The organism is Streptomyces sp. NPDC050528, from assembly GCF_044457795.1.
GTDB lineage: Bacteria > Actinomycetota > Actinomycetes > Streptomycetales > Streptomycetaceae > Streptomyces.
This window is the reverse complement of sequence record NZ_JBITHH010000012.1, coordinates 298,461-323,134: the sequence shown is the minus strand read 5'-3', so window position 1 is coordinate 323,134 and position 24,674 is coordinate 298,461. Positions and strand designations below refer to the sequence as shown.

The 24,674-nt window shown below is 69.5% G+C and carries 29 protein-coding genes and 1 riboswitch; of the genes, 16 read left to right on the top strand and 13 right to left on the bottom strand.

Annotation, left to right across the window (positions count from 1 at the left end):
* Positions 1–2: 2 nt before the first annotated feature.
* Complete coding sequence (locus ACIBK4_RS36745; RefSeq protein WP_399001983.1) at positions 3–1,079, bottom strand: hypothetical protein; 1,077 nt, start codon at positions 1,077–1,079, stop codon at positions 3–5.
* Positions 1,080–1,230: 151 nt separating this feature from the next.
* Between ACIBK4_RS36745 and ACIBK4_RS36740 the strand changes: the two genes are divergently transcribed.
* A complete protein-coding gene (locus ACIBK4_RS36740) occupies positions 1,231–1,974 on the top strand; it encodes a class I SAM-dependent methyltransferase (RefSeq protein ID WP_399001981.1) in 744 nt (247 codons plus the stop codon).
* A 47-nt stretch (positions 1,975–2,021) separates the two neighbouring features.
* Here the strand turns inward: ACIBK4_RS36740 and ACIBK4_RS36735 are convergent, their stop codons facing one another.
* On the bottom strand, positions 2,022–2,507 hold the full coding sequence (locus ACIBK4_RS36735) for an ATP-binding protein (RefSeq protein ID WP_399001979.1): 486 nt from the start codon (positions 2,505–2,507) through the stop codon (positions 2,022–2,024).
* Between the two features lie 171 nt (positions 2,508–2,678).
* Between ACIBK4_RS36735 and ACIBK4_RS36730 the strand changes: the two genes are divergently transcribed.
* Both ACIBK4_RS36730 and ACIBK4_RS36725 read left to right on the top strand, forming a co-directional pair.
* Positions 2,679–3,041: an STAS domain-containing protein gene (locus ACIBK4_RS36730; RefSeq protein WP_399001977.1), complete on the top strand. Its 363-nt coding sequence runs from the start codon at positions 2,679–2,681 to the stop codon at positions 3,039–3,041.
* Positions 3,042–3,102: 61 nt separating this feature from the next.
* On the top strand, positions 3,103–3,573 hold the full coding sequence (locus ACIBK4_RS36725) for a hypothetical protein (protein ID WP_399001974.1): 471 nt from the start codon (positions 3,103–3,105) through the stop codon (positions 3,571–3,573).
* Here ACIBK4_RS36725 and ACIBK4_RS36720 read toward each other — a convergent pair.
* From ACIBK4_RS36720 to ACIBK4_RS36705, 4 genes are all read right to left on the bottom strand, one after another.
* Entirely contained in the window at positions 3,557–3,979 is a 423-nt protein-coding gene (locus tag ACIBK4_RS36720; RefSeq protein WP_399001972.1) for an SsgA family sporulation/cell division regulator, read from the bottom strand. The two genes, ACIBK4_RS36725 and ACIBK4_RS36720, sit on opposite strands and share 17 nt — an antisense overlap.
* Positions 3,976–4,233, bottom strand: coding sequence for a DUF5133 domain-containing protein (locus ACIBK4_RS36715; protein ID WP_399001970.1), 258 nt, complete (start codon positions 4,231–4,233; stop codon positions 3,976–3,978). The genes ACIBK4_RS36720 and ACIBK4_RS36715 overlap by 4 nt, the downstream gene beginning before the upstream one ends.
* 131 nt (positions 4,234–4,364) lie before the next feature.
* Positions 4,365–4,781, bottom strand: coding sequence for a CocE/NonD family hydrolase C-terminal non-catalytic domain-containing protein (locus ACIBK4_RS36710; RefSeq protein ID WP_399001968.1), 417 nt, complete (start codon positions 4,779–4,781; stop codon positions 4,365–4,367).
* On the bottom strand, positions 4,709–5,014 hold the full coding sequence (locus ACIBK4_RS36705; protein ID WP_399002212.1) for a hypothetical protein: 306 nt from the start codon (positions 5,012–5,014) through the stop codon (positions 4,709–4,711). Before ACIBK4_RS36705 ends, ACIBK4_RS36710 begins: the two co-directional genes overlap by 73 nt.
* On the opposite strand from ACIBK4_RS36705, the gene ACIBK4_RS36700 reads away from it, so the two are divergent.
* Entirely contained in the window at positions 4,911–5,243 is a 333-nt protein-coding gene (locus tag ACIBK4_RS36700; protein WP_399002200.1) for a TetR family transcriptional regulator C-terminal domain-containing protein, read from the top strand. The two genes, ACIBK4_RS36705 and ACIBK4_RS36700, sit on opposite strands and share 104 nt — an antisense overlap.
* An 80-nt stretch (positions 5,244–5,323) precedes the next feature.
* Here the strand turns inward: ACIBK4_RS36700 and ACIBK4_RS36695 are convergent, their stop codons facing one another.
* On the bottom strand, positions 5,324–7,513 hold the full coding sequence (locus ACIBK4_RS36695; RefSeq protein WP_399001966.1) for an MMPL family transporter: 2,190 nt from the start codon (positions 7,511–7,513) through the stop codon (positions 5,324–5,326).
* 283 nt (positions 7,514–7,796) lie between these two features.
* Between ACIBK4_RS36695 and ACIBK4_RS36690 the strand changes: the two genes are divergently transcribed.
* Both ACIBK4_RS36690 and ACIBK4_RS36685 read left to right on the top strand, forming a co-directional pair.
* The gene (locus tag ACIBK4_RS36690; protein WP_399001964.1) at positions 7,797–8,219 is read left to right on the top strand and encodes a hypothetical protein; all 423 of its coding nucleotides are present in this window, start codon (positions 7,797–7,799) and stop codon (positions 8,217–8,219) included.
* Between the two features lie 46 nt (positions 8,220–8,265).
* The gene (locus tag ACIBK4_RS36685; protein ID WP_399001962.1) at positions 8,266–9,516 is read left to right on the top strand and encodes a 4-hydroxybenzoate 3-monooxygenase; all 1,251 of its coding nucleotides are present in this window, start codon (positions 8,266–8,268) and stop codon (positions 9,514–9,516) included.
* Here ACIBK4_RS36685 and ACIBK4_RS36680 read toward each other — a convergent pair.
* On the bottom strand, positions 9,506–10,285 hold the full coding sequence (locus ACIBK4_RS36680) for an alpha/beta hydrolase (protein ID WP_399001960.1): 780 nt from the start codon (positions 10,283–10,285) through the stop codon (positions 9,506–9,508). The genes ACIBK4_RS36685 and ACIBK4_RS36680 overlap by 11 nt on opposite strands.
* 457 nt (positions 10,286–10,742) lie before the next feature.
* Here ACIBK4_RS36680 and ACIBK4_RS36675 point away from each other — a divergent pair, with 457 nt between their 5' ends.
* Both ACIBK4_RS36675 and ACIBK4_RS36670 read left to right on the top strand, forming a co-directional pair.
* Positions 10,743–11,843, top strand: coding sequence for an LLM class flavin-dependent oxidoreductase (locus ACIBK4_RS36675; RefSeq protein ID WP_399001958.1), 1,101 nt, complete (start codon positions 10,743–10,745; stop codon positions 11,841–11,843).
* Positions 11,840–13,225 carry an NtaA/DmoA family FMN-dependent monooxygenase gene (locus ACIBK4_RS36670; RefSeq protein ID WP_399001956.1) on the top strand — a complete coding sequence of 462 codons (1,386 nt, stop codon included), beginning with the start codon at positions 11,840–11,842 and terminating at the stop codon, positions 13,223–13,225. The genes ACIBK4_RS36675 and ACIBK4_RS36670 overlap by 4 nt, the downstream gene beginning before the upstream one ends.
* 178 nt (positions 13,226–13,403) lie before the next feature.
* Here ACIBK4_RS36670 and ACIBK4_RS36665 read toward each other — a convergent pair whose 3' ends face one another.
* On the bottom strand, positions 13,404–14,384 hold the full coding sequence (locus tag ACIBK4_RS36665) for an ArsR/SmtB family transcription factor (RefSeq protein ID WP_399001954.1): 981 nt from the start codon (positions 14,382–14,384) through the stop codon (positions 13,404–13,406).
* Positions 14,385–14,591: 207 nt separating this feature from the next.
* Positions 14,592–15,419, bottom strand: a complete 828-nt coding sequence (locus ACIBK4_RS36660; RefSeq protein WP_399001952.1) for a DUF1684 domain-containing protein — start codon at positions 15,417–15,419, stop codon at positions 14,592–14,594.
* 236 nt (positions 15,420–15,655) lie between these two features.
* Here ACIBK4_RS36660 and ACIBK4_RS36655 point away from each other — a divergent pair, with 236 nt between their 5' ends.
* Both ACIBK4_RS36655 and ACIBK4_RS36650 read left to right on the top strand, forming a co-directional pair.
* Positions 15,656–16,003 (top strand): DUF397 domain-containing protein, encoded by a 348-nt coding sequence (locus tag ACIBK4_RS36655; protein WP_399001950.1) that lies wholly within the window; start codon positions 15,656–15,658, stop codon positions 16,001–16,003.
* A gap of 83 nt (positions 16,004–16,086) precedes the next feature.
* A complete protein-coding gene (locus ACIBK4_RS36650; protein ID WP_399001948.1) occupies positions 16,087–17,058 on the top strand; it encodes a helix-turn-helix domain-containing protein in 972 nt (323 codons plus the stop codon).
* A 69-nt stretch (positions 17,059–17,127) separates the two neighbouring features.
* Here ACIBK4_RS36650 and ACIBK4_RS36645 read toward each other — a convergent pair whose 3' ends face one another.
* Together ACIBK4_RS36645 and ACIBK4_RS36640 are read right to left on the bottom strand one after the other, a co-directional pair.
* Positions 17,128–17,934: an SAM-dependent methyltransferase gene (locus ACIBK4_RS36645; protein ID WP_399001946.1), complete on the bottom strand. Its 807-nt coding sequence runs from the start codon at positions 17,932–17,934 to the stop codon at positions 17,128–17,130.
* Positions 17,935–18,098: 164 nt separating this feature from the next.
* Entirely contained in the window at positions 18,099–18,590 is a 492-nt protein-coding gene (locus ACIBK4_RS36640; protein ID WP_399001944.1) for a sigma factor-like helix-turn-helix DNA-binding protein, read from the bottom strand.
* Positions 18,591–19,201: 611 nt separating this feature from the next.
* Here ACIBK4_RS36640 and ACIBK4_RS36635 point away from each other — a divergent pair.
* The gene (locus ACIBK4_RS36635) at positions 19,202–20,026 is read left to right on the top strand and encodes a DUF427 domain-containing protein (protein WP_399001942.1); all 825 of its coding nucleotides are present in this window, start codon (positions 19,202–19,204) and stop codon (positions 20,024–20,026) included.
* Positions 20,027–20,159: 133 nt separating this feature from the next.
* Positions 20,160–20,987, top strand: a complete 828-nt coding sequence (locus ACIBK4_RS36630; protein ID WP_399001940.1) for a hypothetical protein — start codon at positions 20,160–20,162, stop codon at positions 20,985–20,987.
* Between the two features lie 12 nt (positions 20,988–20,999).
* Here the strand turns inward: ACIBK4_RS36630 and ACIBK4_RS36625 are convergent, their stop codons facing one another.
* Positions 21,000–22,160, bottom strand: coding sequence for a hypothetical protein (locus ACIBK4_RS36625; protein WP_399001938.1), 1,161 nt, complete (start codon positions 22,158–22,160; stop codon positions 21,000–21,002).
* A gap of 362 nt (positions 22,161–22,522) precedes the next feature.
* Here ACIBK4_RS36625 and ACIBK4_RS36620 point away from each other — a divergent pair, with 362 nt between their 5' ends.
* From ACIBK4_RS36620 to ACIBK4_RS36605, 4 genes are all read left to right on the top strand, one after another.
* Entirely contained in the window at positions 22,523–22,849 is a 327-nt protein-coding gene (locus ACIBK4_RS36620) for a plasmid stabilization protein (protein WP_399001936.1), read from the top strand.
* A 47-nt stretch (positions 22,850–22,896) separates the two neighbouring features.
* The gene (locus ACIBK4_RS36615; protein ID WP_399001934.1) at positions 22,897–23,241 is read left to right on the top strand and encodes a hypothetical protein; all 345 of its coding nucleotides are present in this window, start codon (positions 22,897–22,899) and stop codon (positions 23,239–23,241) included.
* Positions 23,242–23,365: 124 nt separating this feature from the next.
* A riboswitch (cobalamin riboswitch) is annotated at positions 23,366–23,439 on the top strand.
* Between the two features lie 57 nt (positions 23,440–23,496).
* A complete protein-coding gene (locus tag ACIBK4_RS36610; protein ID WP_399001932.1) occupies positions 23,497–23,715 on the top strand; it encodes a CbtB domain-containing protein in 219 nt (72 codons plus the stop codon).
* Between the two features lie 36 nt (positions 23,716–23,751).
* Positions 23,752–24,618 carry a CbtA family protein gene (locus ACIBK4_RS36605; protein ID WP_399001930.1) on the top strand — a complete coding sequence of 289 codons (867 nt, stop codon included), beginning with the start codon at positions 23,752–23,754 and terminating at the stop codon, positions 24,616–24,618.
* Positions 24,619–24,674 lie beyond the last annotated feature (56 nt).

The following is a 24,674-nucleotide window of genomic DNA, read 5'->3' as shown; positions in this document are numbered from 1 at the left end:
CGTCAAATCCGGTCCGCGTCACCGCGTGCCCACTGCGCGGCCCGGACCGTCCCCTCTTTGATGTCCCGCCGGGGGAGTTGCAGGCCGAGTGACACCTCCAACGCATGGAAGTACAGCTCGAAGTCGTGGAGCAGCTCGGGGTGATCCAGTTCGGCGCGGCGCAACGCCCGGTTGAGGAAGTCGAGTTGGCCACCCCGGTAGTAGGGGGCCCGGCCCCGCTTGTACCAGATCAACTCCAGCATGCCCCGGTTGTCGTCGACGCGGCGGCCGTCGCGTTCGTAGTCGAAGGTGTAGATGGCCTTCGCGGAGGTGGCGGTCAACCGCACGGTCTCGGTGACTCCGAGTCGGGCGAGAGCCGCACTGTCGGCCAGAACGCCGTCCGGTGTGTCGTTGTACAGCAGAAACGCCCAACCGCCCGCCTCCCCGAAGCAGAAGGTCTCCCAGGCGGTGTCCCCGTGTTCGCGGCCGTGGTCGTCCCTGTCGCGCAGGTCCAACAGGCGGGTCCCGGTGGCGACTTGATCAGGGTCGGCTCCGTGGAGCAGGGCGATCTGTTCGGCACTGACGTTCTCGCCGCGGAAGAAGGCGAGGACGGTGTAGGGGTCCTGGTCGCGCCATTCACGGGCGACCCAGGCGAAGCGCTCCAACGGGTCACGTCCACACGGCCGCGCCGTCCGCGCACCCTCGATGTCGTTGATCCCGCCGTCGCGGTATCTGCTTCCCCATGCGGGGTTGATCCGGTCCAGCAACTCGGCCTGCCCGCTGACCAGATTGACGGCGGGCCCGCGGCCGGGGGAGTGGGCCACGATGTGTTCGGCGAGATCATGGACCGCCTGCTCCGCGACGAAGTACAGCACCTGGTCGTGGTCCCGGGTGGCGAAGTCCTCCCAGCCGGAACCGCGGTAACCGCGCACGGTGCCGTCCTCGTCCAGCACAAGGAAGAGGTCACCGGTGTGGCTCACCCGCTGCGTGTACTGGTCCGGTGAGGCGCCGGTGGGCGGGAACATGGCGTCGTCCAGCAGGTCGGAACCCGCCGCTATGGTGTGCCACGCCTGTTTGAGGGTCTGCTCCGTCGTCCGCATGGGCGTCAGTATGCAACGGAGGATGATCACGGTCGCCGACGGGATGTCTCTTCAACTGGCGCTCCAGACAACGTAGTTGCGGCGGCGGACCGCGACACACGGTGGGGAAATTCGGTGGACAACCCGGCGACCGGCGGCGAGCGTGGGCGGAATGGGACAGGAGAAGATCTGGGACGCCGACGCCGCCCAGCGCTATGACACGCCCGGCACCGGCATGTTCGCGCCGGACACTCTGGGGCCGACCGTCGACCGCCTCGCGCATCTCGCCGGCGACGGGGCTGCGTTGGAGTTCGCCATCGGGACCGGGCGGGTCGCCGTGCCGCTCGCCGGGCGTGGAGTGCCGGTCACCGGGATCGAGTTGTCGGAGCCGATGGTGGAGCAACTGCGCACCAAGGCCGACGAAGCGACGATCCCCGTGATCATCGGTGACATGGCGACGACCGTCGCACCCGGGACGTTCAGTCTGGTCTACCTCGTCTACAACACGATCTCGAACCTGCTCACCCAGGCCGAGCAGGTCGAGTGCTTCCGCAACGCCGCGCGGCATCTCGCGCCCGGCGGACGGTTCGTGATCGAGCTCTGGGTACCGGAGTTGCGCAGACTTCCGCCGGGCCGGACGGCGACCGTCTGGCGGACCGACGCCGACTACATCGGCCTGGACACCTACGACGTCCTGCGCCAGCACGCCGTGTCGCACCACTTCCGGATCGACGAGACCGAGCAGGCTCGCCTGTACCGCAGCCCTCACCGGTACATCTGGCCGGCCGAGCTCGACCTCATGGCCCAGCTGGCCGGGTTCGAGCTGGAGAGCAGGCACGCGGACTGGTCCGGCGCCGAATTCACCGCCGAGTCGCACGATCACGTCTCCGTCTACCGGATCCCGACGATGCCGTAGCCGCCTCAACTCGGCGACTTCCTACGACACTTGGGTCCTGCTGCGGCTCATGCCTGCTGCGCGCCGTCACCGGCGACGGCGCCGTCCGGGGCGTCCGTCAAAGGGATGCGGGCGGTGATGCGTTTGCCGACGGGCTCGCGCTGCGCCTCGAAGCCCCACGCCACGGCCCGGACGATCTCCAGACCGTGCTGTCCCACCCGTTGGGCGTCGGCGGCGCGGGCGACCGGCAGGACCGGGTCGGAGTCCCACACCTCCACCTCGACCAGGGAATCGACGATCCGCAGATCCATCAGCACCGGACCGGGCGCGTACTTACGGGCATTGGTGACCAACTCGCTGACGACCAGCTGCGTGAGATCCATGGCGCGGGCCGACACCGGCAATCCGTACTCGGTCTGGGCCCGGGTGAGGAATGTCGCGGCCAGCCGGCGGGCCTCGGCGATGCATGAGCCGTCCCCGTCCAGCGCCACGGTGGACCGCAGGGCCCGGGCCTGCGGCGCTGCGTCGTCGTCCTCCGATGAATCTGGTTCCATCCGGATCGTTTCACCGCCTTCCGCGTTCCCCGCGCATACCCCGTGAAGGAACGCGCACTCCGGCAATCTTCATCGGCTCCACCGGACACAAGCATCAACCGTACGATGCGGGGCAGCACTTCGGATGAAAATCCTGATCCGTAGCGCTCGCCGACTTGTGTATGAGGACAGATGGTGGACACCGAACACGCGGGGCAGCCGGGGCGGTTGTCGGTCAGGACCGACATCGTCGACGGCACCTTGGTCGTGGCTGTTGCCGGAGAGATCGACCAGGAGACGGGCGGCTCACTGCGGAAGGCGCTGGTCCCGCCGGAAGGCGCCGCGCCTCGCGTCGTCATCGACCTGAGCCACGTCACCTTCATGGACTCCAGCGGCATCAACATCCTCATCGCCGTGCACACCGCTCTCGCGCAGGCGGGCGGTTGGCTACGCCTGGCCGGGGCCGCCCCGCCCGTGCTGCGCATCATCCAGCTCGTCGGCATCGACGGCTTCATCGTCTGCCACCCGACGGTCCAACAGGCCCTCGATAGCTGACCGTTGGGGCGGCGGGGAGATCTGCTGTCGGGTTGTCGGAGCAGGGCGATGGACAGTCCGCGTGACTGAGATCTTGGAGTTCCCCGTCCTGCTGCGGCTGATCGGCGAACGGTCGGCCGCGTTCCGGGCCGCGGTCGCCTCCGCGCCGAGTCTCGACGTACAGGTGCCGACCTCCGGCGCCGTGGCCCGGCACCAGGTCCAGGAGGCCAAGGTGCACACCTACGACGCCGAGGTCACCGTGGGCGCCCCGCAGCCGCTGCCGGACGAGGCGGCGCTCGACGGTGTCGACGAGTTCCTGTCGAGCCGCTGCGCCGGCACGGACCCCTGGCCGCACGAGCCCGCCACCGTCGAACACCACGCGCCCGAGGGCCGTTCCTGGCGCCTCTCGCTCTCCGCCGCCGACGCACGGGCCACCGGCACCGGCGAGGCCCCGGACGCGGCCGGCGCCACCTTCCGGGGCACGGCCGCCGAGCTCTTCCTGGTCCTCTACGGCCGTATCCCGGTCGGGCCGCCTCCTACGTCCCGCTGGTGATCGCGGCCAGTTCCCGGTCGAGCGCCGGAGCGATGCCGTGAATGTCACGGTCGGCTCTTTTCCGTACCTTGCGCACGAAGTCCGCGGTGGTCCTCGCGGGCAGCCATACGCGTGCGGCGGACGGGGAGACGAGGGCCACCTCGACACCGGTGACCGGGCCCGGCGCGGGCCGTACGGTGATGTCTCCGTCGCCGGCCGGGAACATCAGGCCCAGCGCGAGCAGTTCCCAGGCGAAGATCCAGGTGACGTCCACGCCGTCGGGCCCGTGCAACACCAGCCACACCGCCAGGCAGTCGTCCGGCCGGTACACCAACTCCGCGGCCACGATGGCCCCTTCGTCGTCCGCCAACGCCACGAAACCGGTCGTGCCGACCTCCAGCGGAACGCCGCCCGTGCGCTCCGTCACGACACCAACTCCCGCTCGTCCGGCGCGCGTTCACCCGAAGAGGCGGTGAACGTCTGCCGCCGGTGCGAAGGGCCGGGCACCGTCAGCAGGCGTACGGCGGCCATGGCCTCCTCCACGGTGCGGGTGCCGGTCAGCACGCACAGCGTGTAGGCGGCGTTCTGCAGGGGGACGTCGACGGCCATGTCCCCGTCCGCCGCGAGCGCCAGATAACGGTCGACCGCCTGTCGCAGTACGGCGAGGTTCGGCACGATCACGTCAGGCCTCCCCGTTCTCGACGGAACCAGGACTCGTCGACACGCGGTCGCGACCAGAGGGAAGGGGCACGATGACACTCCTCGCACGGGAAGAACACGTGCCTGCTGACCGAAGCACTGGACTGCGCTCGCTAGTGCCCCGTCCGTCCGGTCCGAAACAGATCCCGCCCGCGCCGCACGCCCTTGATGCGTTGCGGGCTCGGCGGGGCCACCGGAAGGAACAGATAGGAGAGCTCGTCGCCGCCCGAGACCAGGGTCGTCACACCTCCGAAGAGGTCGGCCGGACGGTCCTCGGGATCGTCGTGCAGAAAGATGGCGTGCCCCTTCACCTCCACTCCGAACGACCGGGGCCAGGGACCGTCGCGGGGGAACGCGAAGTCACGCTCCTGGACGGTCACCGCGAGGCGGTAGCCCGCCGGGAGGAGCACCGAGGCCGACCAGATCTCGATGTCGAGCGGGACGGCCCTCCCCGGGGTCAGCGGGTCGAGGCGCTCGTGCGGATGCCAGGGGCGGTGCGGCAGACTCCGCTCGGTGTCGAGGACGCGCACGGTGAGGAACAGGTCGCCTCGGCGGTGCTGGACGCCACCACGAGCCGTGCCGCGGCCGGGCCGGTGATGAAGGTCAACCCCTCGCCCAGGGCCGCGAATTCGGCCGTACGGCGATCGACGGGGGCTTCGGTGGACAGCGAGCCGTCACCGGCGTGCAGAGAGAACCGCGTCCACTCGGTGCGTGCCAACGGCCAGTCGTCTTCGGCGCGTTGCTCGAAACTGGACGGACGCAACCAACAGGGCTGTCCCATAGGCAGGTTGAGCAGCGAACTGTCCCGGTCCACCCCGGAGGCGCGGGCGGATCTGCTGGCCGGGTTCAGCCGTCGGGCGGGGGCGCTGCGCGACGGCCTGCGCGCGATGCGGGCACGCGGCGAACTGCCCGACCGCATCGACCCCGACCGCTTCGCCCTCGCGCTGCTCGCCGCCGTTCAGAGCGGCCTGCGCGGGCACGCCGACCGCTGACACGGGTGCGGGGCCTGTCCGCCGGTCGTACGGATCGGCGAACAGGCCCCGCATTGTTGCTAGTTGCTAGTTGCTAGTTGCTAGTTGCGACGGCCCGCCGGACCCTGGCTGACCGAGTCCTGGTCCCCTGTGCCGGAGGCCGGCCCGGGGGTGTCGGAATCCGTGCCTGCCGGGCTCTCCTGGGTGCGGTCGGCGTGGCCGGGCCACCAGGCGGCGTGGCCGATCAGGGCGGTCAGGCTCGGCGTGAAGAACATCGCCATCACGAAGGCGGCGACGGCGATGCCGAAGGAGACGGCGAAGCCCATCTCCGTGAGCAGCGCGTTGCCCGCCAGCATCATCGTGGCGAACGTCGCCGCGAGGATGAAACCGGCGGCGGCCACGGTCGGTCCCGCGTGCCGTAGCGCCATGCCCGCTGCCTCGCGCGGATCGCGGCCCTCGCGGGCCTCCTCGCGGAGCCGGGCGATCATGAGGATGTTGTAGTCGGTGCCGATGGCGACCACGAAGAGATACATGATCACCGGGAGCATGAACATCAGCCCCGGGTGTCCCTGCGCGTCCTGGAAGATCCAGACGGTCGCGCCGAGCGTGGCACCGAAGCCGAGGCCCACCGAGGCGATGAGGTACCACGGCGCGACCACACTGCGCAGGAGCAGTCCCAGGATCAGCATGATCAGCAGGGCGGCGACGGGGAACACGGTCCGGTAGTCGTGGTTGACCGCCGCGTTGATGTCCTTGTAGATCGAGGACATACCGCCGACCAGCGCCTCGGTGCCGTCGGGCGCGGCGGAGTGTGCGACGTCGCGCACCCGGCCCACGGTGTCGATCGCGTTCTCCGTGGACGCCTCGTACTTCAGCGTGACCGTGAAGTCCGCCGTCGTACCGCCCGGGTTGAGCTGGCTCATCCGGGCGCTCGCGACACCGTCGACGGCCCCGAGCTTCTCGGCGTACGCGGTGAAGGAGCTCTTGTCGAGCGGCTTGCCGTCGCTGCTGGAGAGGTAGACGTCGGTGGGGGCCGCGGCACCCGCCGAGTACGCCTTCTGCATCTCGTCCTGGACGACCATCGACTCCTTGGTCTTGGGCATGGAACCCGAGGCCAGGTCGAAGGTGGCCTTGTAGCCGAGGGTGCCCAGCGACAGGGCGATGAGAACGAGGCCCGAGAGCGCGGCGGTCAGCGCGGGCCGGCGCTGCACACCGCGCCCGAGGGCCGCGAACCGGGCGTTCTCCGGCTCCCGTTGCCACGACTTCGACGGCCAGAAGACCTTCGGCCCGATCAGCGACACCACGGCCGGGATGAGGGTCAGGCCCGCGATCAGGGTGACGGTGACCGAGATGGCCAGCGCCGGACCCATCTGCTTGAGGAAGCCCAGCGTGGACAGCACCAGCGCGAGGAACGCGATGATGACCGCGCCGGCGGCCGAGGCGATGGCCTCGCCGACCCGGGCGACCGCGTTGACCATGGCCTGCTTCGGCTCGTCACCCGCCCGCAGCCGTTCCCGGTAACGGAACATCAGGAACAGGAAGTAGTCCGTGCCCACGCCGAACAGCACGACGATCAGGATCGACGACACGGAACTGTTGGCCTGCAGTCCGAACAGCTTGGTGGCGTACGCGATCAGCCCGTTGGCGATGGACGCCACCACGCCGATCAGGACCAGCGGGAGCACGGCGAGGATCGGCGCGCGGAAGATGATCAGCAGGGTCACCAGGATGATGAGGAAGGTCCCGATGCCGATCAGCGCCTCGCCGCGCTTCGAGGAGTCCTGCTGGTCGAGGGCCTGCGCGGCGGAACCGCCCAGCTTCACCTCAAGGTCCGTGCCCTTGGCCAGTTGCTTGACGTCGTCGCGCAACACCTTCGCGGCATCCGCCTGGACGGGCTGGCCGGCGTTCTTGCTGTCCATCTGAACCAGCGTCATGGTGTACCTGCCGTCCTTCGACGGCTGGCCGGGGACCACCTTCTGCACCTGGTCGATGTGCTTCTTGCCCAGCTCGGTCGTGATCCGGGCGACGTCCTTCTGGTCGGCGGCGGTGAGCTTGCCGCCGTCGGTGCGCTGGTACAGCGCGATCGCGGACGGCGTGAAGGCGCTGGGGAACGCCTTCACCTGCAGATCCGCGGCCTTGATGGACTCGTAACTCTTGGGCAGGAAACTGCTCTCGTCACTGTTGGAGGGCAGGCCGGGAGCGGTGGCGACGATCGCCACCGCCGCGATCAGCCAGGCCACGATCGTCCAGACGGGATGTCTGACGACTCCACTGCCAATACGTCGAAACATGCGGGAGGTCCTCCTGGGAAGGAAGATCACCGCAGCCCGGGGAGCGGACCCCGGCATCGGCGACCCCGACCGGTCCTCACCCGTGGGGCCGGTCGAACGGTTGTCTATCGTCTTGTCATATCGGTCGCGCGTGAAGATTCATTACACACGCATAGTCGCGGCACAGGTCCGCACGAACGGGTGGTTGTCTGTGACCCGTCCTCCTCCGCCACGTTGTGCCGCTGGGCGGCACGTTCGCCGCTTCCGGAGACCGCCTGTCGGGCGGGTGCGAGGAGAGGAAATCATGGGAGCAACGAAGTGGTCCACGGCTTTTGGAGCCGCGGGACTGGTCCTTGTGGCCGTCGCGGCATCGGCCACCGCCCAGGGGCAGACGCCGCACGCACGCCTGGCGGGACGCATGGTTCTCACCAACGCGGACAACGGCCGGACTGTGCCCGCGAGTTCGGGTGGCGATGTCGAGATCCGGCTCACCCACACCCGCGAGCGCGGATTCACCTACACCTGGACCGCTCCGCAGTCCGCCGACTCCGCGGTGCTGGGGCACGCTTCCGACGCCACGTACCCGTCCGGTGACGCCACGGCCGTCTTCCACGCGGCATCCCCCGGCACCGCCACCGTCACCGCGCAACGCCGCTGCCTCCCCGACCCCGGCAGCCTCTGCCCCCTGCTCGTCGAGACCTGGAAGGTGACGATCGAGGTGAAGTGACCGGCCGGCCGGTCGGCGTCGGTAGGGTGATTCCGGAGGTGGTCAAGTGGCCGACAGTGTGCGGGAGTTGAGCGACTCTCCGGAATCCACGACCGTGGTGGTGATCGGCGCGGGCCCGGCCGGACTCACCGTCGCCAACCTGCTGCGGCGCAGCGGGATCGACTGCGTCGTCCTGGAACGGCAGACCCGCGCCTACGTGGAACAACGCCAGCGGGCCGGCATCGTCGAGACCCGTGCCGTCCGCATGTTCGACTCCTGGGGCCTGGCCGACCGCGTCCTGGGCGGCATCCCGCACGACGGCATCCTGGAACTCCGGGTCGACGGCGAGACCCACCTGGTGAACGACTACGACGGCTCCGAGGGCCCCACCGCCCGCCTCTGCCCCCAGCAGATGCTGGTCCAGAAACTCATCGCCGCGTACTCGGAGGACGGCGGCGACCTGCGCTTCGAGGCCGCCGACGTCTCCCTGCACGACCTCACCGGCGACCACCCCACCGTCCGCTACCGCACGACGGACGGCGAGCTCCGCACGATCACCTGCTCCTTCGTCGCGGGCTGCGACGGCGACCACGGCATCAGCCGCAGCGCCGTCCCCGACGGAGCCCTCACGCCGTACGCCTTCGATCACGGGATCGGATGGCTCACGGTCATGGCCGACGCGCCGCCCCCGGCCCACCCGCTCCTGGCCGTCAGCCCGCAGGGCTTCGCCGCGCACTTCCCGCGTGGCCCGTACACCAGCCGCTACTACCTCCAGTGCCCGCCCGACGACGTCCCCGGCGCCTGGTCCGACGCCCGCGTCTGGGACGCGCTGCGCACCCGGCTCGGCGACCCGGCCCTCGTCTCCGGCCCGATCACCGACCGCGAGATCTTCCGCCTCCGCAGCCTGGTCCACGACCCGATGCAGTACGGCCGCCTCTTCCTCGTCGGCGACGCGGCCCACATCGTGTCGCCGATGGGCGGCAAGGGGATGAACCTCGCTCTCTACGACGCCGACCTCTTCGCCCGAGCCGTACGGGACGCCGGGCACGACCAGGACGACACCGCCCTGCGCACGTATTCGGAACGGTGCCTGCGCCGTGTCTGGAGCGACCAGGAGTTCTCGCACTGGATGACCCGCATGCTCCATGACGCCGGCGATGCCACCAACTCCGGTCCTTTCCACCGGAGTTTGGCCCGCGCCCGACTCGACCGGCTCTTCACGTCCCCCGGCGCGGCCGGCGCCTTCTCCGAGCTCATGACGGGCATGGATTTCGGAGAGGGTGCCGGGCCGCAGCCGCGTCGAGGCGTTACTCCGTAAGGCCGTTGACGGTCAGGTGCCGGGCGAAGAAGTGGGCCGCGCTGTCCGCCTCGAACCTGGGCAGCTCTTTGTGCTTGCCCGAGTTGACGTGCAACGACTTCTCCTGCGAGGCGAAGGCGTCGAACAGCGCGAGACCGGACGGGCGCGGGATGTGCTCGTCGTCCCACTGGAGCGCGAACTCGATCGGAACGGTGATCCGCCGCGCCGTCTCGGCGAGGGCGTCGTCGTACCAGAACAGGCCCAACACCGCGGCGGTGATGCGGGGTTCGACGGCGGTCAGCGGGATGCCGATCGCGGTGCCCATGTTGAGGCCGTAGTAGCCGACGGGTCCCTCGGTGCCGATCTCCGGGAGTTGCTGGAGGGCGTCGAGGGTCGCCAGCCACTCCGGTACGGCACGCTCCGCGAGGTGGGCGTTGTAGCGGACGACGATCTCGCCGACCGGTTCGCCGGACGCCATCTTCCGTTGCATCAGGGCGATTTCGCGCTCGTCGTGCGCGGTGCGCGGCCGGTTGCCGTGGCCGGGGGCGTCGAGGGTGGCGACGTGGAAGCCGCAGCCGTTCACGAGCCGGTCGGCGCGGCCCGCCATGGCCGGTGCCTTGCTGTCGGTGCCGCCGCCGTGGCCCATCAGGACCAGGGGAGCGCGTACGGAGGGGGAGGCGGCGGGGGACCAGAGCGCGCCGGTCAGCTCGCCGACGGTGAAGTCGCGGACCAGGACACCGTTCGACGCTGTCTCCGCGGTGAACTGCACTGAGTGATAAGAGAGTTCCATGATGATGCCTTTCGGGATCGCCTTGTCGTGAGGCGCTCCCGGCGACACCTATGCCGCTGGCCCAACCGTGGAAAAGAGGGGGAGCACCCAACTGAAAACCGAGTTCATGGGTCTCACCTCCTCGTACGTCGTCACGGCCTACGGCAAGTTAGCAGGCCGGTCGTCGGCGCGGCCAACGCTTTATTTGTCGCGCCACTGCTGCATGCGCGTACATCTAATGTTCTTGACATCTTCCTGGGCCGACGCCCAAGGTTGAGGCGATCGATCCCGGACGGGTGGAGGCCCCGATGCGCGTACGCGACGCCGCACCCCACGGTGCCGTCCCGGGCGCGTGGCTGATCATCCGCCGGCATGTCGACTACTGCCGTACCGCCTCCGCCGTCTGTCCTTCCGCACGCCCCTGACCCAAGTCGGCCCCTTGGGCCGGCCGTCTCGACGTGTTCTCGGAAGGAACCCCATGTCCGGCCCCGCCCTGCGGCTCGCCCTCGAAATCGACGGCGACGGTGCCCATCCCGCGGCCTGGCGCCGCGCCGCCCACTCGCCCGACCAGCTGCTGAGCCCGCGCCGGGTGGCCCGTGTCGCCGCCGCCGCGGAGAACGCCGGGTTCACTCTGCTCACCCTGGACGACGGCGTACTCCCGCCCGGCGCCGGATCCGATGTGGTCGGCCGGATCGGCGCGGTGGAGCGGGCCGCGTTCATCGCCGCGTCGACGAGCGTCGTCGGCGTCGCGCCGGTCGTGCCGCTCACGTACGCCGAACCCTTCCATGTCTCCAGCCAGTTGGCTTCCCTGGACCACATCTCGGTCGGGCGCGCCGGATGGGTGGTGGGCGAGGAGACGCGGCCCGAGGCGGCCACGGTCTGGGGGCGTCCGCTCGTCGACGGGGCGGCGGCCCGCGCCCGCGAGTCGCGTGACGGTGTCGAGGTCGTCCGCGCACTGTGGGACTCCTGGGAGGACGACGCGGTCATCCGCTCCGTCGCCACCAGCCGCTACCTCGACCGCGAGCGCCTGCACTACGTCGACTTCACCGGCGACACCTACACGGTGAAGGGCCCGGCGATCGTGCCGCGCCCACCGCAGGGCCAACTCGTCGTCCTCGGCAGCCCGGAGCGTGTCCCCGGCGACCGACTCGACGTCGCCCTCGTCACGGGCCGTGATCTCCCAGCCGTCACCGCGAGCGCGTCCGCCGCCGGAACACCGCGTACCTTCGCCGAAGTCGAAGTCGCCCTCGACACCGCCTACGCCACAGCAGAGGAACGCGTGTCCGACCTTGAGCAGCACGGGAGTTGGAGCGACCGAGGACGCCTGCGCCACATCGGCTCCGCCGCCGGACTCGCCGCGCTGTTGCGGGAGTTGAGGGAAGTGGTGGACGGAGTGCGCCTGCATCCACTGGTGTTGGACGAGGACCTCCCCGAGCTGTCCCGGCTCGTCCTGCCGCATCTCTTCGAACGGCGGTATGCCGTACGGCCGTTGCCCGGCGCGTCCTTGCGTACCCACCTGGGCCTCGACCGGCCCGCCAACCGCTACGCCGCCGTGGCCGCCCAGGAGGACGTCCGATGACCCGCACCGACCCCCTCGACGTCCCTCGTCCCGACGCCCAACTCCACTTCGGTGTCTTCTTCCAGGGCGTCAACCACTGGACGGTCTGGTCGGATCCGGCGAGCGGTTCGCAGATCGATCCCGCCAGCTTCCGGCGCGTCGCGCAGACCGCGGAACGGGGCCTGTTCGACGCGTTCTTCCTGGGGGAGGGGCTGCGGCTGCGCGAGGTCGACGGCCGGATCCACGACCTCGACGTCGCCGGGCGGCCGGACGCCATCACCCAACTCGCCGCGCTGGCGGCCGTAACGGACCGCATCGGCCTGGTGAGCACCTCCAATACCACCTTCAACGAACCCGCCGACCTCGCGCGCCGCCTGTCGGGCCTCGACCTGCTCTCCGAAGGTCGTGCCGGCTGGAACGTGGTGACCACCGACAACGCCTGGACCGGCGCCAACTTCCGGCGCGGCGGCTACCTCGACCACGCCGACCGCTACCGGCGCGCCGAGGAGTTCCTCACCGTCGCCCGCGCGATCTGGGACAGCTGGCAGGACGCGGCCGTGTCCGGCTCGGCCCACGTCTCGGCCTGGGCGGCACCCGGCGCCGTACGCCAAGTCCGCCACCAGGGACCGCAGTTCGACGTCGACCTCGCGCCCACTCTGCCGCGCAGCGTCCAGGGACACCCGGTGATCTTCCAGGCCGGGGACTCCGGCGAGGGCCGGGACTTCGCCGCCCGCAACGCCGACGTCATCTTCTCCGCGCACGGCAACGACTTCGACGACGCGCTCGCCTTCGCCGACGATCTGCGGCGCCGACTGCGGGCCGTCGGCCGCCCCGAGGACGACCTGCGCATCCTCCCCGGCACCGAGATCATCATCGGCGCCACGGAGGAGGAGGCCCTGGAGAAGAAGCGCTGGATCCGCCTCCAACAGGTCACCCCCGCAACGGCGTTGGGCATCGCCGGGCTCCTGTGGGGCATCGACCTCTCCGGCCGCGACGCCGACGGGCCGCTGCCCAAGGAGGACCCGGTCGTCGCCGAGAACGACGGCTCCTTCGGCGCACGGCGGATCGCCGACCCCCGTCAAGTCGTCGCCGAATGGCGGGAGAAGGCCGACGCGAACCGCTGGTCCCTGCGCGAGACCGTCATCGCGCTCGGCCCCCAGCGCGGCCACGTCGGCACCCCGGCGGGCCTTGCGGACAAGTTCGCCCACTTCGTCCGGCACGGCGCCGTCGACGGCTTCAACGTCACGCCGTACCTGATCCCCGACGGCCTCGACGACATCGTCGACCTGCTCGTCCCCGCCCTCCAGGAACGCGGCGTCTACCGCACCGACTACACCGGCACGACCCTGCGCGAACACCTGGACCTGCGCGACCCCCTCACCCACCGCACCACGACGGGCTGACCCCCGACACCGCGGACACGGCGGCCACCGTCCCCCTGTGTACGGTGGCCGCCGTGTCCGAGTTCGCACGGGTCTCTCCGGTGGTCGTGCGCGATCGACACAAACCATGGCCGTACGGGTCACGCCGAGGCAATGAATTCGAAACCGTTCGAAGTGACACCGGCCGAGGTGTGCGCGGTCACCGCTCGTCAAGCAGGCGCAGGCCCAGCGGAGTTGCCGAGTGCCGGACGAACTGGCCCTCCCGCTGGCTGGCGATCAGACCTCCGTCGCGCAGTACCCCGAGCTGGTAACTGGCGCTGGGCAGAGCGATGTTGGCCGCCGACGCCACCTCGGACGTCGTACGCGCTCCATGGCTGGCCAGATCCGCCAGCACGACCGTCCGGGTACGGCCCAGCAGCCGCTCCAGGCCGCCCTTGTTCGCCCGCACGATCTCCAGCGGCTGCTTGGCGACCGGGTAGACGAGCACCGGCCCGAGCGTGGGATCCGCGAGGGCGGTGGGCCTGCGCCAGCAGAAGTACGACGGGATGAGCAGCAGGCCGCGCCCCTCCAGGTGCAGCTCGCGGTCGACGGGATAGTCCACCTCAAGGACCGGGGCGTGCCAACGGGCGTGCGGGCGCAGCGCGTTGAGCAGTCCGGAGGTGCCGCCGTCGAGGAGCGCGCGTGACCGCAGCTCCACATCGTTGCCGACGGCCGTCTGGATGCGGGGCCAGTACGGTTCGAGCAGCGTCTTGCAGGACAGTTCCAGGGCACGCGTCAACGCCCCCAGGGCTTTGACGCCCGGCCTGTCGAGGGTGGACACCCAGGGCGGCAGCGGACGCGACTCGGCGAGCCGGCTCAGCTCACGGGTCAGCCGGGTGCGGGAGGTGGCCCGCACCTCGTCGAGACCGCCGGCCAGACCGTCGCCCGTGACCGACGGCGTGAGGAAGTCGGGGATGTAGCCGACGGGAGGAATCAGAGTCTGCAAGGGCGACAGGGCCCGCCTGGCCCGCGGATCCTTGGCCAGCCCCTCCTGCACCGACCGGCGCCAGTGCCCGAACTCCAGCGCCCCTTGCCGTGCGTCCAACCGGCAGACACCACACACGAGTTCCCAGAGAGCGTGCGGCTGGCGGGCCACCCGGACGCTCTGCAGGTCCTGCGAGGTGAAGTGGATACGGAGCATGCGGCCTCATTCCTGCGCGTCGTCCGTGCGCAGCGTCGGTGGGGGGTACGGCTGTGGGTAACCGGCGTGCCATTAATGGGGACGACTCAGGGGTGCGCATGGTTGTCGACGGGAGAAACGGATGGTCGTACCGCGGCTCGGCGGGCAGCCGGGTTCGACGAGCCCGGCTGCGGCCCGGTGGACCCATGGACGCAGCCGGGGCGACGATCAGACCGCTCCGCCCCGCTCACGGGGTGTCTTCTGCCCGGCCTCGACGGACACGGGAAGCCGGTTCTCGGCCGGCGGCAGCGGGCAGGTGGCCAGGTCGGTGTAGGCGCACGGCAGGTTCGTCGCACGGTTGAAGTCCAGGACGACCGTGCCGTCGGCGGCCGGCGGGGCCAGCGCCAGGGCCCGGTTCGCGGCGTACGTGGTCACCCCGGAGGTGGCGTCCGTGAAGAGCACCAGCAGTCCGCCCGGCCCACGTCCCGGGAACGCGGTCAGGGCCAGCGGCCGCCCGTCCAGCTCGAACTCGACCCGGCCCGGCGCGTCGTACACGTGCTCCAGCCCCTCGACCGCGGCACCCACGGTCGTCGGACGCGGCGTGTCGAAGGCCGTGTACCGCCCCTGGACCACCCAGCGCGGATCCGGCGCGTAGGCGGGCGTACCGGCGAAGGCCGTGCGCAACGGCGCGTCCGGATGCCGGGGCCGCACGATGTCGTTCCCGCCGCGCTTGGCCACCTCGATCACGGCATCGCCCCAGACCGCGTTGACCCCGCCCCGCTCGGGCAGCACACCGAAGCGGTACTCGCCCCGCACCGGCTTTCCGTCCACGACGAGTTCCTCTCCCTCGTCGAGGGCTACGGCGACCCCGTCGGCGTCGGTCCACCAGGCGCCCGGCGCGTCCGGGAACCGCTGCGGCCGGTCGTCCAGCCAGTGCAGCCCGGTGATCGCCAGGAACCCGTGCGGAGCGGCGAGCCGTTCCTCCTGCCCGCGGTACCACTCCAGCCAGTCCTGGGTGAAGGTCTGGAGATCCGTCGTCGTCAGGTCAACGGTCATGGTCGTCCCTCCATCGTCGCGCGAGGCCCGGCCTCGAAGCGGGTCGTACCAGTGCCAACCCCGGGCCCCCGGCGGGGGATTCCGGCCCATGTGTGACAGCTTCATGTCAGCTGGGACCACGAACAGACCCCCGCGCGCCCCATCGGCGCCCGTACCACCCGGCGGGCCACCATCCACCCGTACGTGGGACGGCATTGTTCGATTTCCAGCCGCTAGCATTTCTTCCACGCCGAGCCATGAAATTGCATGACGGGATTTCATGGGGCTTCCACCTGTGCGGTTGCGAGGCCGCGACGGAAAAGGTCGGAAAAATTGGCTTGTCGAACGGAGAGGGATCGTCTCTGATGCAGAACTTCACAAACGGAATGGCCGCCCACCTCATCCAGGGAACGTGGGTGAAAAGCCGTAAGTCCGAAGCGAACGGCATGTGTGTCGAACTGGCCGCGCTGCCCCGGGGCGGCGTCGCCGTACGCAACTCGACCGATCCCGCAGGTCCCGCGCTGATCTTTACCGCCGAGGAGATGGACGCTTTCCTCGACGGTGCGAAGAGGGGAGAGTTCGACGCCTTCGGCAGTCCCAACTAGGCGTCGGAGTACATAAGTTCGGGCAACGCCTCCGGCCCGGGCGTGTCATCATGGCAAGGTGACTGCCCGTTGAAGGAGAAGGCGTGTCCCCGGATCCGATTCCGATCAATCGTCTGGCCCGGCATACCGCCGGGCCGGATACGACAAAGACGGCGGCCAACATCATGCTCGGCCTGGCCGTCAAGGATGTGCGCGAAGAGTTCGGTCTCACGCAGACGGGACTGGCGAAGGCCACCCACGTTTCGAACTCCACCATCAGCCGCCTGGAGAATGCCGATTCCACGCCCGAGCGGCGCACGGTGGAAGCCGTGATGGCATATCTGAAACTCGACGGACCGACACGCGACAAATTGTCGATGCTGTTCTGCCGCGCCCAGGAACCGGAATGGTTCCAGAACAGATTCGACGACTGCACCCCCGACTACCTGCGACGGCTCCTCGGCCTCGAATCCGTCGCCATCGGCCTCACCACGTACGACGTACGCCTGGTGTCGGGACTGCTCCAGACTCCGGAATACGCGAGCTGCATCCTCCGCACCGGCCTGCACCTCACGGAGTGGGACGGTCCCGAGATGGAGTTACGGATCGCCATGCGCAGGGAGCGTCAGGACCGGGTGTTCGGCCAGGCCGAGCCGCCGCGCTGCGTGTTCCTCATGGACGAGTCCGTCCTGCTGCGCCGGGCCGGCTCGGACGACGTGATGCGCGGCCAGATGCTCCACCTCCGGGAGATGGCCCAACTCCCGCACATCACCATCCGGTTCGTCCTCCTCGACCGGATGATCGCGGGCAACGAGGCGTCGATGGCGGGTGGCATGGCCCACCTCCAGTTCGGTCGCGGCGGGCTTCCTGACCTCGTCTACGTCGAGGGTTACCGCAAGGCCGACTACTACAACAAGCCCGCGCTGAGCGCCGCGGAGCGGGCGAAGCCCTGGCCGACGAAGGAGAACGACTTCGAGCGGCACCTCCAACTCCTGCTGCGCATCCAGGGCGAGGCATGTGCCTCACCCATGGAAAGCCGACGCATGCTGGACGAGGCCGTCGAGCGGTACTCCTAGGCGCTGTTGCTGTTGCTGTTGCTGTAGCCGGGCCGCCGGGTCGGGCCCATTGCAATTCGCAATTCCCGGCTATTCCCGGGGTGGCACTTTCCCCAGCCCGCCGTACTCCGTCCACTCGATGCTGCGTTGGCGCTGCTGGAGTTCCGAGTCGGGCCGCCAGTCGGTCACGTCGACGAGTCCCGGTTCTTCCACGACGAGCCTGTCGAAGATGTCATCGACGTCCGCCTTCTCCCGGACCCGGCCCCAATTGCCGCCGGTCTGGACCCGCATGAGCTCGGTGACGGCGTCGCGGACCTTGGGATCGTCGCTCACGAGCTGGCACACGACGACGAAGCTGCCCGGGACGAGCTTGTCAACGACCCGTTCCACCAGGGCCTTTGGCCCGGCGCTGTCCGGCAGACAGTGCAGTACGGAGATGAACAGGGCCGCCGCCGGCTCCCTGAAGTCGATGAGCCGGGTGAAGTCCGGGTGGTTGAAGATGGTGTCGGTGTCCGTCATGTCGACCGACAGGATTGCCGTGTTGTCGTTCTCGTCGAGCAGGGACTGGCCCAGCGACAGGACGACGGGATCGTTGTCGATATAGACGACATGCGACTCCGGGTCGACCTCCTGCGCGATCTGGTGCACATTGCGCTGGGTCGGAAGGCCCGAGCCGAAATCGATGAACTGCTTTATGTTGTGCTGCTCGGCCAGCACGCGGACCACGCGTTGGAGGAACCACCGGTTGTTCAGCGCGATCTCGCGCGAGGTGGGTGCCACCTCCAGCAACAACTCGCAGGCGCTGCGGTCCGCTTCGAAGTTGTTGCTGCCGCCCAGCAGCCAGTCGTACATCCGCGCCGCACTGGGCAACGACAGATCGACATGATTGCGCTCCACCAACGGCCCGTCCCCTCGCCGAATCCGCCCCATCCGAAGTGGAGTTGCCCATCCTAGGAGGGCGGCACGCGGCCGCACCACCGCTGGTTCGGGTGAACCGTGGCGCAGGTTGGCGAAAGGTGGCGGATCGGAGCATCCGCGAGGAGACCGCGTACGCCGGAGGGTCAGCGATGCCTCAAGGGCGCCTCGACAACGACGAGTTGGGGGAGGGCGCGCCGCGCGGCGGCGAGGGCCGCTTCGACCGCGGACGGCTCGACGCCCATCAGCTCGGCCGCCTCGGCGAGCGGGAAGCCCAGCCGACGGCACAACACCACACTGTCCGCGGCCGCGTCGGGGAGCCGCCGGTACAGCACGGCCAGGACCGGGTCCTGCGCTACGGCACGCTCGCCCCGCCGGTCGACCTGACGGCGGAGCTCCTCCCAGACCTCGGCGGCGGGGCAGGGCTGGCTCATCAGCCACTGCCAGTTGTCGTGGGCGGACACCAGCGTGGCTTCCACGACAGCCGTGGAACGGGCCACTGAGGACAGCCGGGCCTTGGCGTAGCGCGTATAACGGGGGCGGTTTCGTTCGGCGAAGGCCGCGAATCCGAGGTCCGCGATCACCGGATCAACCGCCGATGACGTGGGGTGGCCGATAGGGGAATGGTTCGGTGGCACGGAGGAATGAGGTGCTCCTCGGGGGCGCGGGACCGTGGCGTCGATCCCTGTGCTCAATGCCGCGCGTTCGGTGCGGCAAGGGAAGGGGTCTCGCGCCGGGCGGGAGCGCGAGGCCGTAAGACCCGTAATATCGGGCCGAGTTACCCTGCCGCGTGACATTCCGGGTCGCCATGAGACCCCACGGGAACGATATTGGGGCTGGTACCGTGAAATCGCCCGGAGGGAAGCTGTAGGCGCCCTCGACGAATCGGCTCGCGCATTTGTCTGTTTCCTTGTCGATCTGCTTCGTCCCCGGGAATGTGATTGAGCACTTTCCCGGGCGGGCCACAAGTGGGCCCGAAACGAAACTACCGCGCGGAGCGGGTCGGTTGAGCTGTCCCGGCCCTCCATGCAAAGTCATTTTTGCGCACTTAACATCGCGGTCAGTGAAGGTCTGATTCCGTCGCGATTCGATCCCGTTCGTCGGCGAAAGAAGCGACTCACCTCCTCTTCGGTCATTTTCGATCGGCCTGGCCGGGTGGTTCCGAGCCGACCGGCGGACACTGGCAGGTAACGGCCGGCGGCAGCGGCCTCCCGGCCCGCCCCACCCCCTACGGATCACGGAGCGACGGATGAGCACCTTCCCCACCGCACGAGACGTCAGGACCACCCCCGAAGGCCTCCTCTGGGAGCCGAGCCCCCGCTGGGTACGCGGCCGCAAGGGCGACACCACCGTCGTGGACAGCAGGCACCCCGTCCTCGTGTGGGAGCCGGCCGTACCGGTACCGACGTACGCCTTCCCCCACGACGAGATCCGCGAGGACCTGCTCCGCCCGGCGAAGAACCCGCCGACCGGCGTGCACACCGGCTCACGGATCTTCTACGACCTCGAAATCGAAGGGGAGTCGGTGGAGAACGCGGCCTGGACCTACCCGGCCGACGATCTGGCCGGATACATCGCCTTCGAGTGGTTCCGGCGGGTCGGGCGGGGCCTGGACCACTGGTACGAGGAGGAGGAAGAGATCTTCATCCACCCCCGCGACCCGCACAAACGAGTCGACGCCATCCCCAGCAGCCGTCACGTCAGGGTCGAGATCGACGGCACCGCCGTCGCCGACACCCACCGCCCGGTGCTGCTCTTCGAGACCGGTCTGCCGACCCGGTACTACATCCCGCGCGAGGACGTCCGCCTCGACCTGTTCGAACCGACCGACCACAGCACAGGCTGCCCCTACAAGGGCACCGCCACGTACTGGTCGTGGCGGAGCGAGGTCGGCGTTCCCGGTGTCCCGCCGAACATCGTCTGGAGCTATCCGGAACCGCTGCCCGCGGTCGGCGCCGTAAAGGATCTGCTCGCCTTCTACAACGAGGCGGTCGACATCGTCGTGGACGGCGAGACCCTGGAGCGCCCGGTCACGCCGTTCACCGAGGCGCTCTCGGGGCAGTCGTCGGAGTGACGGCACCGGTGAAGTCCAGCCCTGTTGCTTCCAGTTGAGGTGAAACACCGACAACAGGGCAGTCGACACCTTGCACATGCCTCTTCGATGGCTGTCGTGCTCCGGAACTGTCAAAGGATATTGAAGGACATTGATGGAGAGTCACAAAAAGGATGAGAAGAAGCAGGAGCCGAAGCGCAAGGTGCTCGATCTGACCGCTGTGCAGGTGGTGGCGAGTGCCCTTGCCACCGTGGTGGGCGCAGTCCTCGCGTCCCTGTTGGGGGTGGCCGGGACGATCATCGGCGCCGCCGTGGTCAGCGCCAGCGCCACCACCGGCGCGGCGGTCTTCCAGCACGCCTTCCGACGGACGGGGGAGGGGATCCGCAGAAGGGTGCCGTCGGTGGCGATGGCGCTGACGCCGAGTGAGGAGCGGGCGGTCCAACGCGCCGACGCCCGGGCGGCGTTCGCGTTACGGGACGGCACGTCGGCCGGTGCCGCGTCATCGTCCGACGCCCCTTCCGACGATCCCGGCGACGCCTCCGCCGACGACGCGTCGGTGACCACCTACCGCTCCACGTCCGGGTCCTTCTGGAGGTCCATCGGCTGGAAGAAGTACGCGCTGGCGACAGGCCTGGTGTTCGCCCTGGCGATGGTCACGGTGACCGCGGGGGAGCTCATCCTGGGCAAGCCGATAGCGGCCGCGGTCAGGAACGAATCCGGCAACGGAACGTCGTTGGGCGGCGGTTCGGCCGGAAAGAGCACTCCCGTTCACAGCCCGACGCCCACGCCGCTCACGTCCAGCAGCGCGGGGTCGTACTCGGGCGGCACCGCCTCGCCGTCCGCGAGCACGAAGCCGGAGAACAGCGCCGGCTCCAGTGCCGAACCCAGCCACAGCGCCGCTTCCAGCCCCGCGGCCTCGGCGTCGAGCGTGCCGTCCGCGAGCGGTGACGTCGTCAACAGCGCCGACGCCACCGCGAATTGAGCGGGGCCGACCCTACTGAGGCATCCGGTTCGCGTCGGCCAGCTCCCGGTGATCGGGCGGACCGGGCAGGTCCAGCCGGCGGCCGAACCTCCGCGAGGCGAGCAGCGCGAGCAGTGCCGTGAGCGCCGCCAGTGCGGCGAGGACGGCGATCAGCCCCGCGAACCAGGACGGCGCGGCCGTGATCCGCAGAGCCTGCGAGAGGCGTGAGGAATGGAACCGCCCGTCGAACAACTGAAGGGCGGCCAGCGCGGCCGGCACCACCACGGACACGGCCAGCACGAACAGACCGCCCTGGAGGACCAGCGCCGGTGCCAGCAGCACGCACAGGATCGAGACACCGAGCGCGAACCCGTAGGCCGTGGGGGAAGCACCGTCACGGTGCAGCGGGAAGTACGACAGCCCGCACAGGATGAGCGCCGCCGCCGCGATCAGCCTCGGCCAGACCGGGGGAGCGGTGCGGCGGGTCGTCGTACGGGGACGTCGTGCGCGGCGCTGACGAGCGGCCGGACGGTCACCCGCGGGTTCCGGCTCGTGGGTGACCGCCGGGGTCTGTCCGGGCGCGTCGTACAGCGGAGCCGTAGACCTCTCGGCCGCCGGTCCCGGTGCTGGGGCGGACGCGTCCTGCTCCTCGGCCAGGCGGCCGATCAACTGGACGAGTTCCTCGACGGGCCGTCCGGCCGCGGCCCGTACCGCCTCCTCGCCGCAGTGCGGCTCCACCGGAGCCTGTTGCAGCAGGGCCATGAGCCGGGTGACGTCCTCGACGGGCCGGTTCTCGGCGGCCGCGCGGATCGCCTCGTCGGCGGAGTCGGGGTTGCGCGGTGGCTGCGTCAGCAGCGTCACCAGACGCGTGACGTCCTCCACGGACCGGCCCTCACCGACGGCCCGCAGGGCGTCGACGGTGGCCTGCGCGTACTTCGGTGACTGCTCCAGCAACGTGATGAGCTGGAGGACCTCGTCGAGCGGCCGATCGGCGACGGCGGCATGCACCAGGCGGTGCATCGGGTCGACGTTCTCGCTCTCGGGGCCGGTCTGGGCGGAACCCTCTTGCGTCGGACGTGACGTCGGCGGCGTTCCGTCGGCATGCCCACCGTCGGAGGGCGCGAACGCGTGGGCCGCAGCGCCGTGAGGTATGTCGGGTTGGTCCGGGCTGGGCGAGAAAGAGCGGATGGTCATGCTCGGCTCCATGAAGAGGGTGATGCTGCTATCGCCCCCCGATGCGCGATGAACAAGCTGATCCAGTCCATTACTAGGCGGCGGCCCGCCACCACGCCACGCGAGTACGCCACCCGTGTGACCCCGGCCCGCCGCCCGGCCGTCATGAGGGCCCTGGCGGCTCATCCGTTCGGTGGCCGTCTGCTCGCACGGCGCGCCGGGCACGCATCAGATGGGATCAGCGCGGAGGGGATCGGCGCGTTCCGGGGGCGGCGTGAGAAGCGCCGGACGACGGGTACCTGGGGAATCGTCGGAAAACGGGTCGGGTACGGCCGAGCCGGGCCGCACCCGCGTGAAAAGTCGTGAAAAGGAAGGTGAGCGTCGTGCCGCGAGGTTCCAGCGCGAAGCGCGAGCGTCAGTACGAGCACATCAAGGAAAGTGCCGAGAAGCGCGGTGTCTCCGAGGGGCGGGCCAAGGAGATCGCCGCACGCACCGTGAACAAGGAGCGCGCCCGCGCCGGTGAGTCCGCGACGGCGAGCAAAACGTCCACCCGGGACCCGAAATCCGCCCCGCAGCGCGGCGGCGAGCGTTCCCACCGCGGGGCGCAGGGACCGACGAAGGACCAGCTGTACGCCGAGGCCAAGAAGCGCCGTATCGACGGCCGTTCGTCGATGAACAAGCAGCAACTGGCGAAAGCCCTCGGCTACTGAACGCCCGGCCGCCGCCCTACTCGAAGAACCCAAGGAGAGTGATCCCGATGGCCACCGTGTCCCTCACCGGAGCGTCCAAGGAGGACGCCACCACCGTCTTCGGTGTCCTGCGGACGGCGTTCCCCACCGACCGCCCCTCCGACGACGTGCCCCAGGACCAGCCCGGCGACCGCGCCGCCGTATGGACCGCGGAGTTCGAACCGACGCAGGAATGGATCCCGACCGACCCCATTCCGCTGGAGGGCTCGGTCGACGCCACACTCCAGGGCGGCTACGTCGCGGTGGGCCAGCTTCGTGAGGCGCTGAGCGTCGCCTTCGCCGTGGACGAGCAGGGCACGGCATCCGGAGACCAGGAACAGGAGGTCGACCTGAGGCTCACGTCGAAGCGGTGACGAGAGGGGCGCTGCCGGGCAACTCCCCGCGCGGGGACGGTCCTGTCAGGAGCAGTAGGGGCAACGGGCCTGATTGACGCCCCGGAGAGCCGCGCCGTACTCTCCCCCTGTAGTGATGGCATAAGGAAGCTGGTGGAATTCCAGCACGGTCGCGCCACTGTGAGCCCGCCGCCGGAAGGCGGAGGGCGAGTCAGACACTGAACCTTCACTCGCCCGTACACGCAAGGGACGCACGATCCCGAAGGAGGGCTCACCTTGAGCAGCAGCATTTCCACCACCCGTCCGGTGTCCACGCCGGTTGTCCTGCCGGTCTCGAAGTCGATCGTCTGGCTGGTCGGCACCGCGCTGATCGCCCTGGCCGTCTACTACTTCATCGGTGTCGACCAGGGTGCCGTGTCGGTGTTCGGCAACGACATGCACGTCCACGAGTTCGTCCACGACGCGCGTCACTTCCTCGGTTTCCCCTGCCACTGACCCTCCGCCGGCACCCGGAAGTACGGACAACTCGACATGGAAAAGAAGCTCATACTGCGCGGCATACTCGCCGGCGCAGTCGCGGGCTTGCTCGCGTTCCTGTTCGCGCGCATCTTCGCCGAGCCACAGATCGCGAAGGCCATCGACTACGAGAGCGGCCGTGACGCCGCCCAAAGCGCCCTGGACAAGGCGGCCGGCCTCCCCGTCGAGGGCCACGAACACGAACTGTTCAGCCGCACCATCCAGGCCAACGTCGGCATAGGCGCCGGCATGATCCTTTTCGGCATGGCGATGGGCGCCCTGTTCGCCGTCGCCTACGGCGTCTGTCTGGGCCGCACCGGTGGTCTGCGGCCGCGCAACCTGGCGCTCCTCGTCGCCGGCGGCGGCTTCCTCGGCATGTACCTGGTGCCGTTCCTGAAGTACCCCGCCAACCCGCCCGCGATCGGCCACGAAGAGACCATCCAGCAGCGCGGCGCCCTGTACCTGATCATGGTCGTGTGCTCGGTCGCCTTCCTCGCCGGAGCCGTCTACCTCGGCAAGCACCTCCAGGCACGCTTCGGGAACTGGAACGCGACCCTCCTCGCCGGCGCCGCGTTCGTCGTCGCGATCGGGATCGTCATGCTGCTCCTGCCGCAGCTGGGCCATCTCTCGTACAACAAGGCCAACTTCGGCAACCAGGCCACCGAGACCCCACTCCCGCTGAAGGACTCCAAGGGCACCATCGTCTACCCGGGCTTCCCCGCCGACGTGCTCTTCAACTTCCGCTTCTACTCGGTCGCCGCGCAGCTCATCCTCTGGACGGCCCTCGGCCTGATCTTCGCCCCCCTCGCCGAACGCCTCCTCGACCCGGCGCGCCCGGACGCCACGGCGCCCTCCCAGGAACCGGACCCCGTCCCGGCGTAACGGACTCCTGGGCTTCTTCCACGGCGAGCGCGGTGATCGATGCGATCACCGCGCTC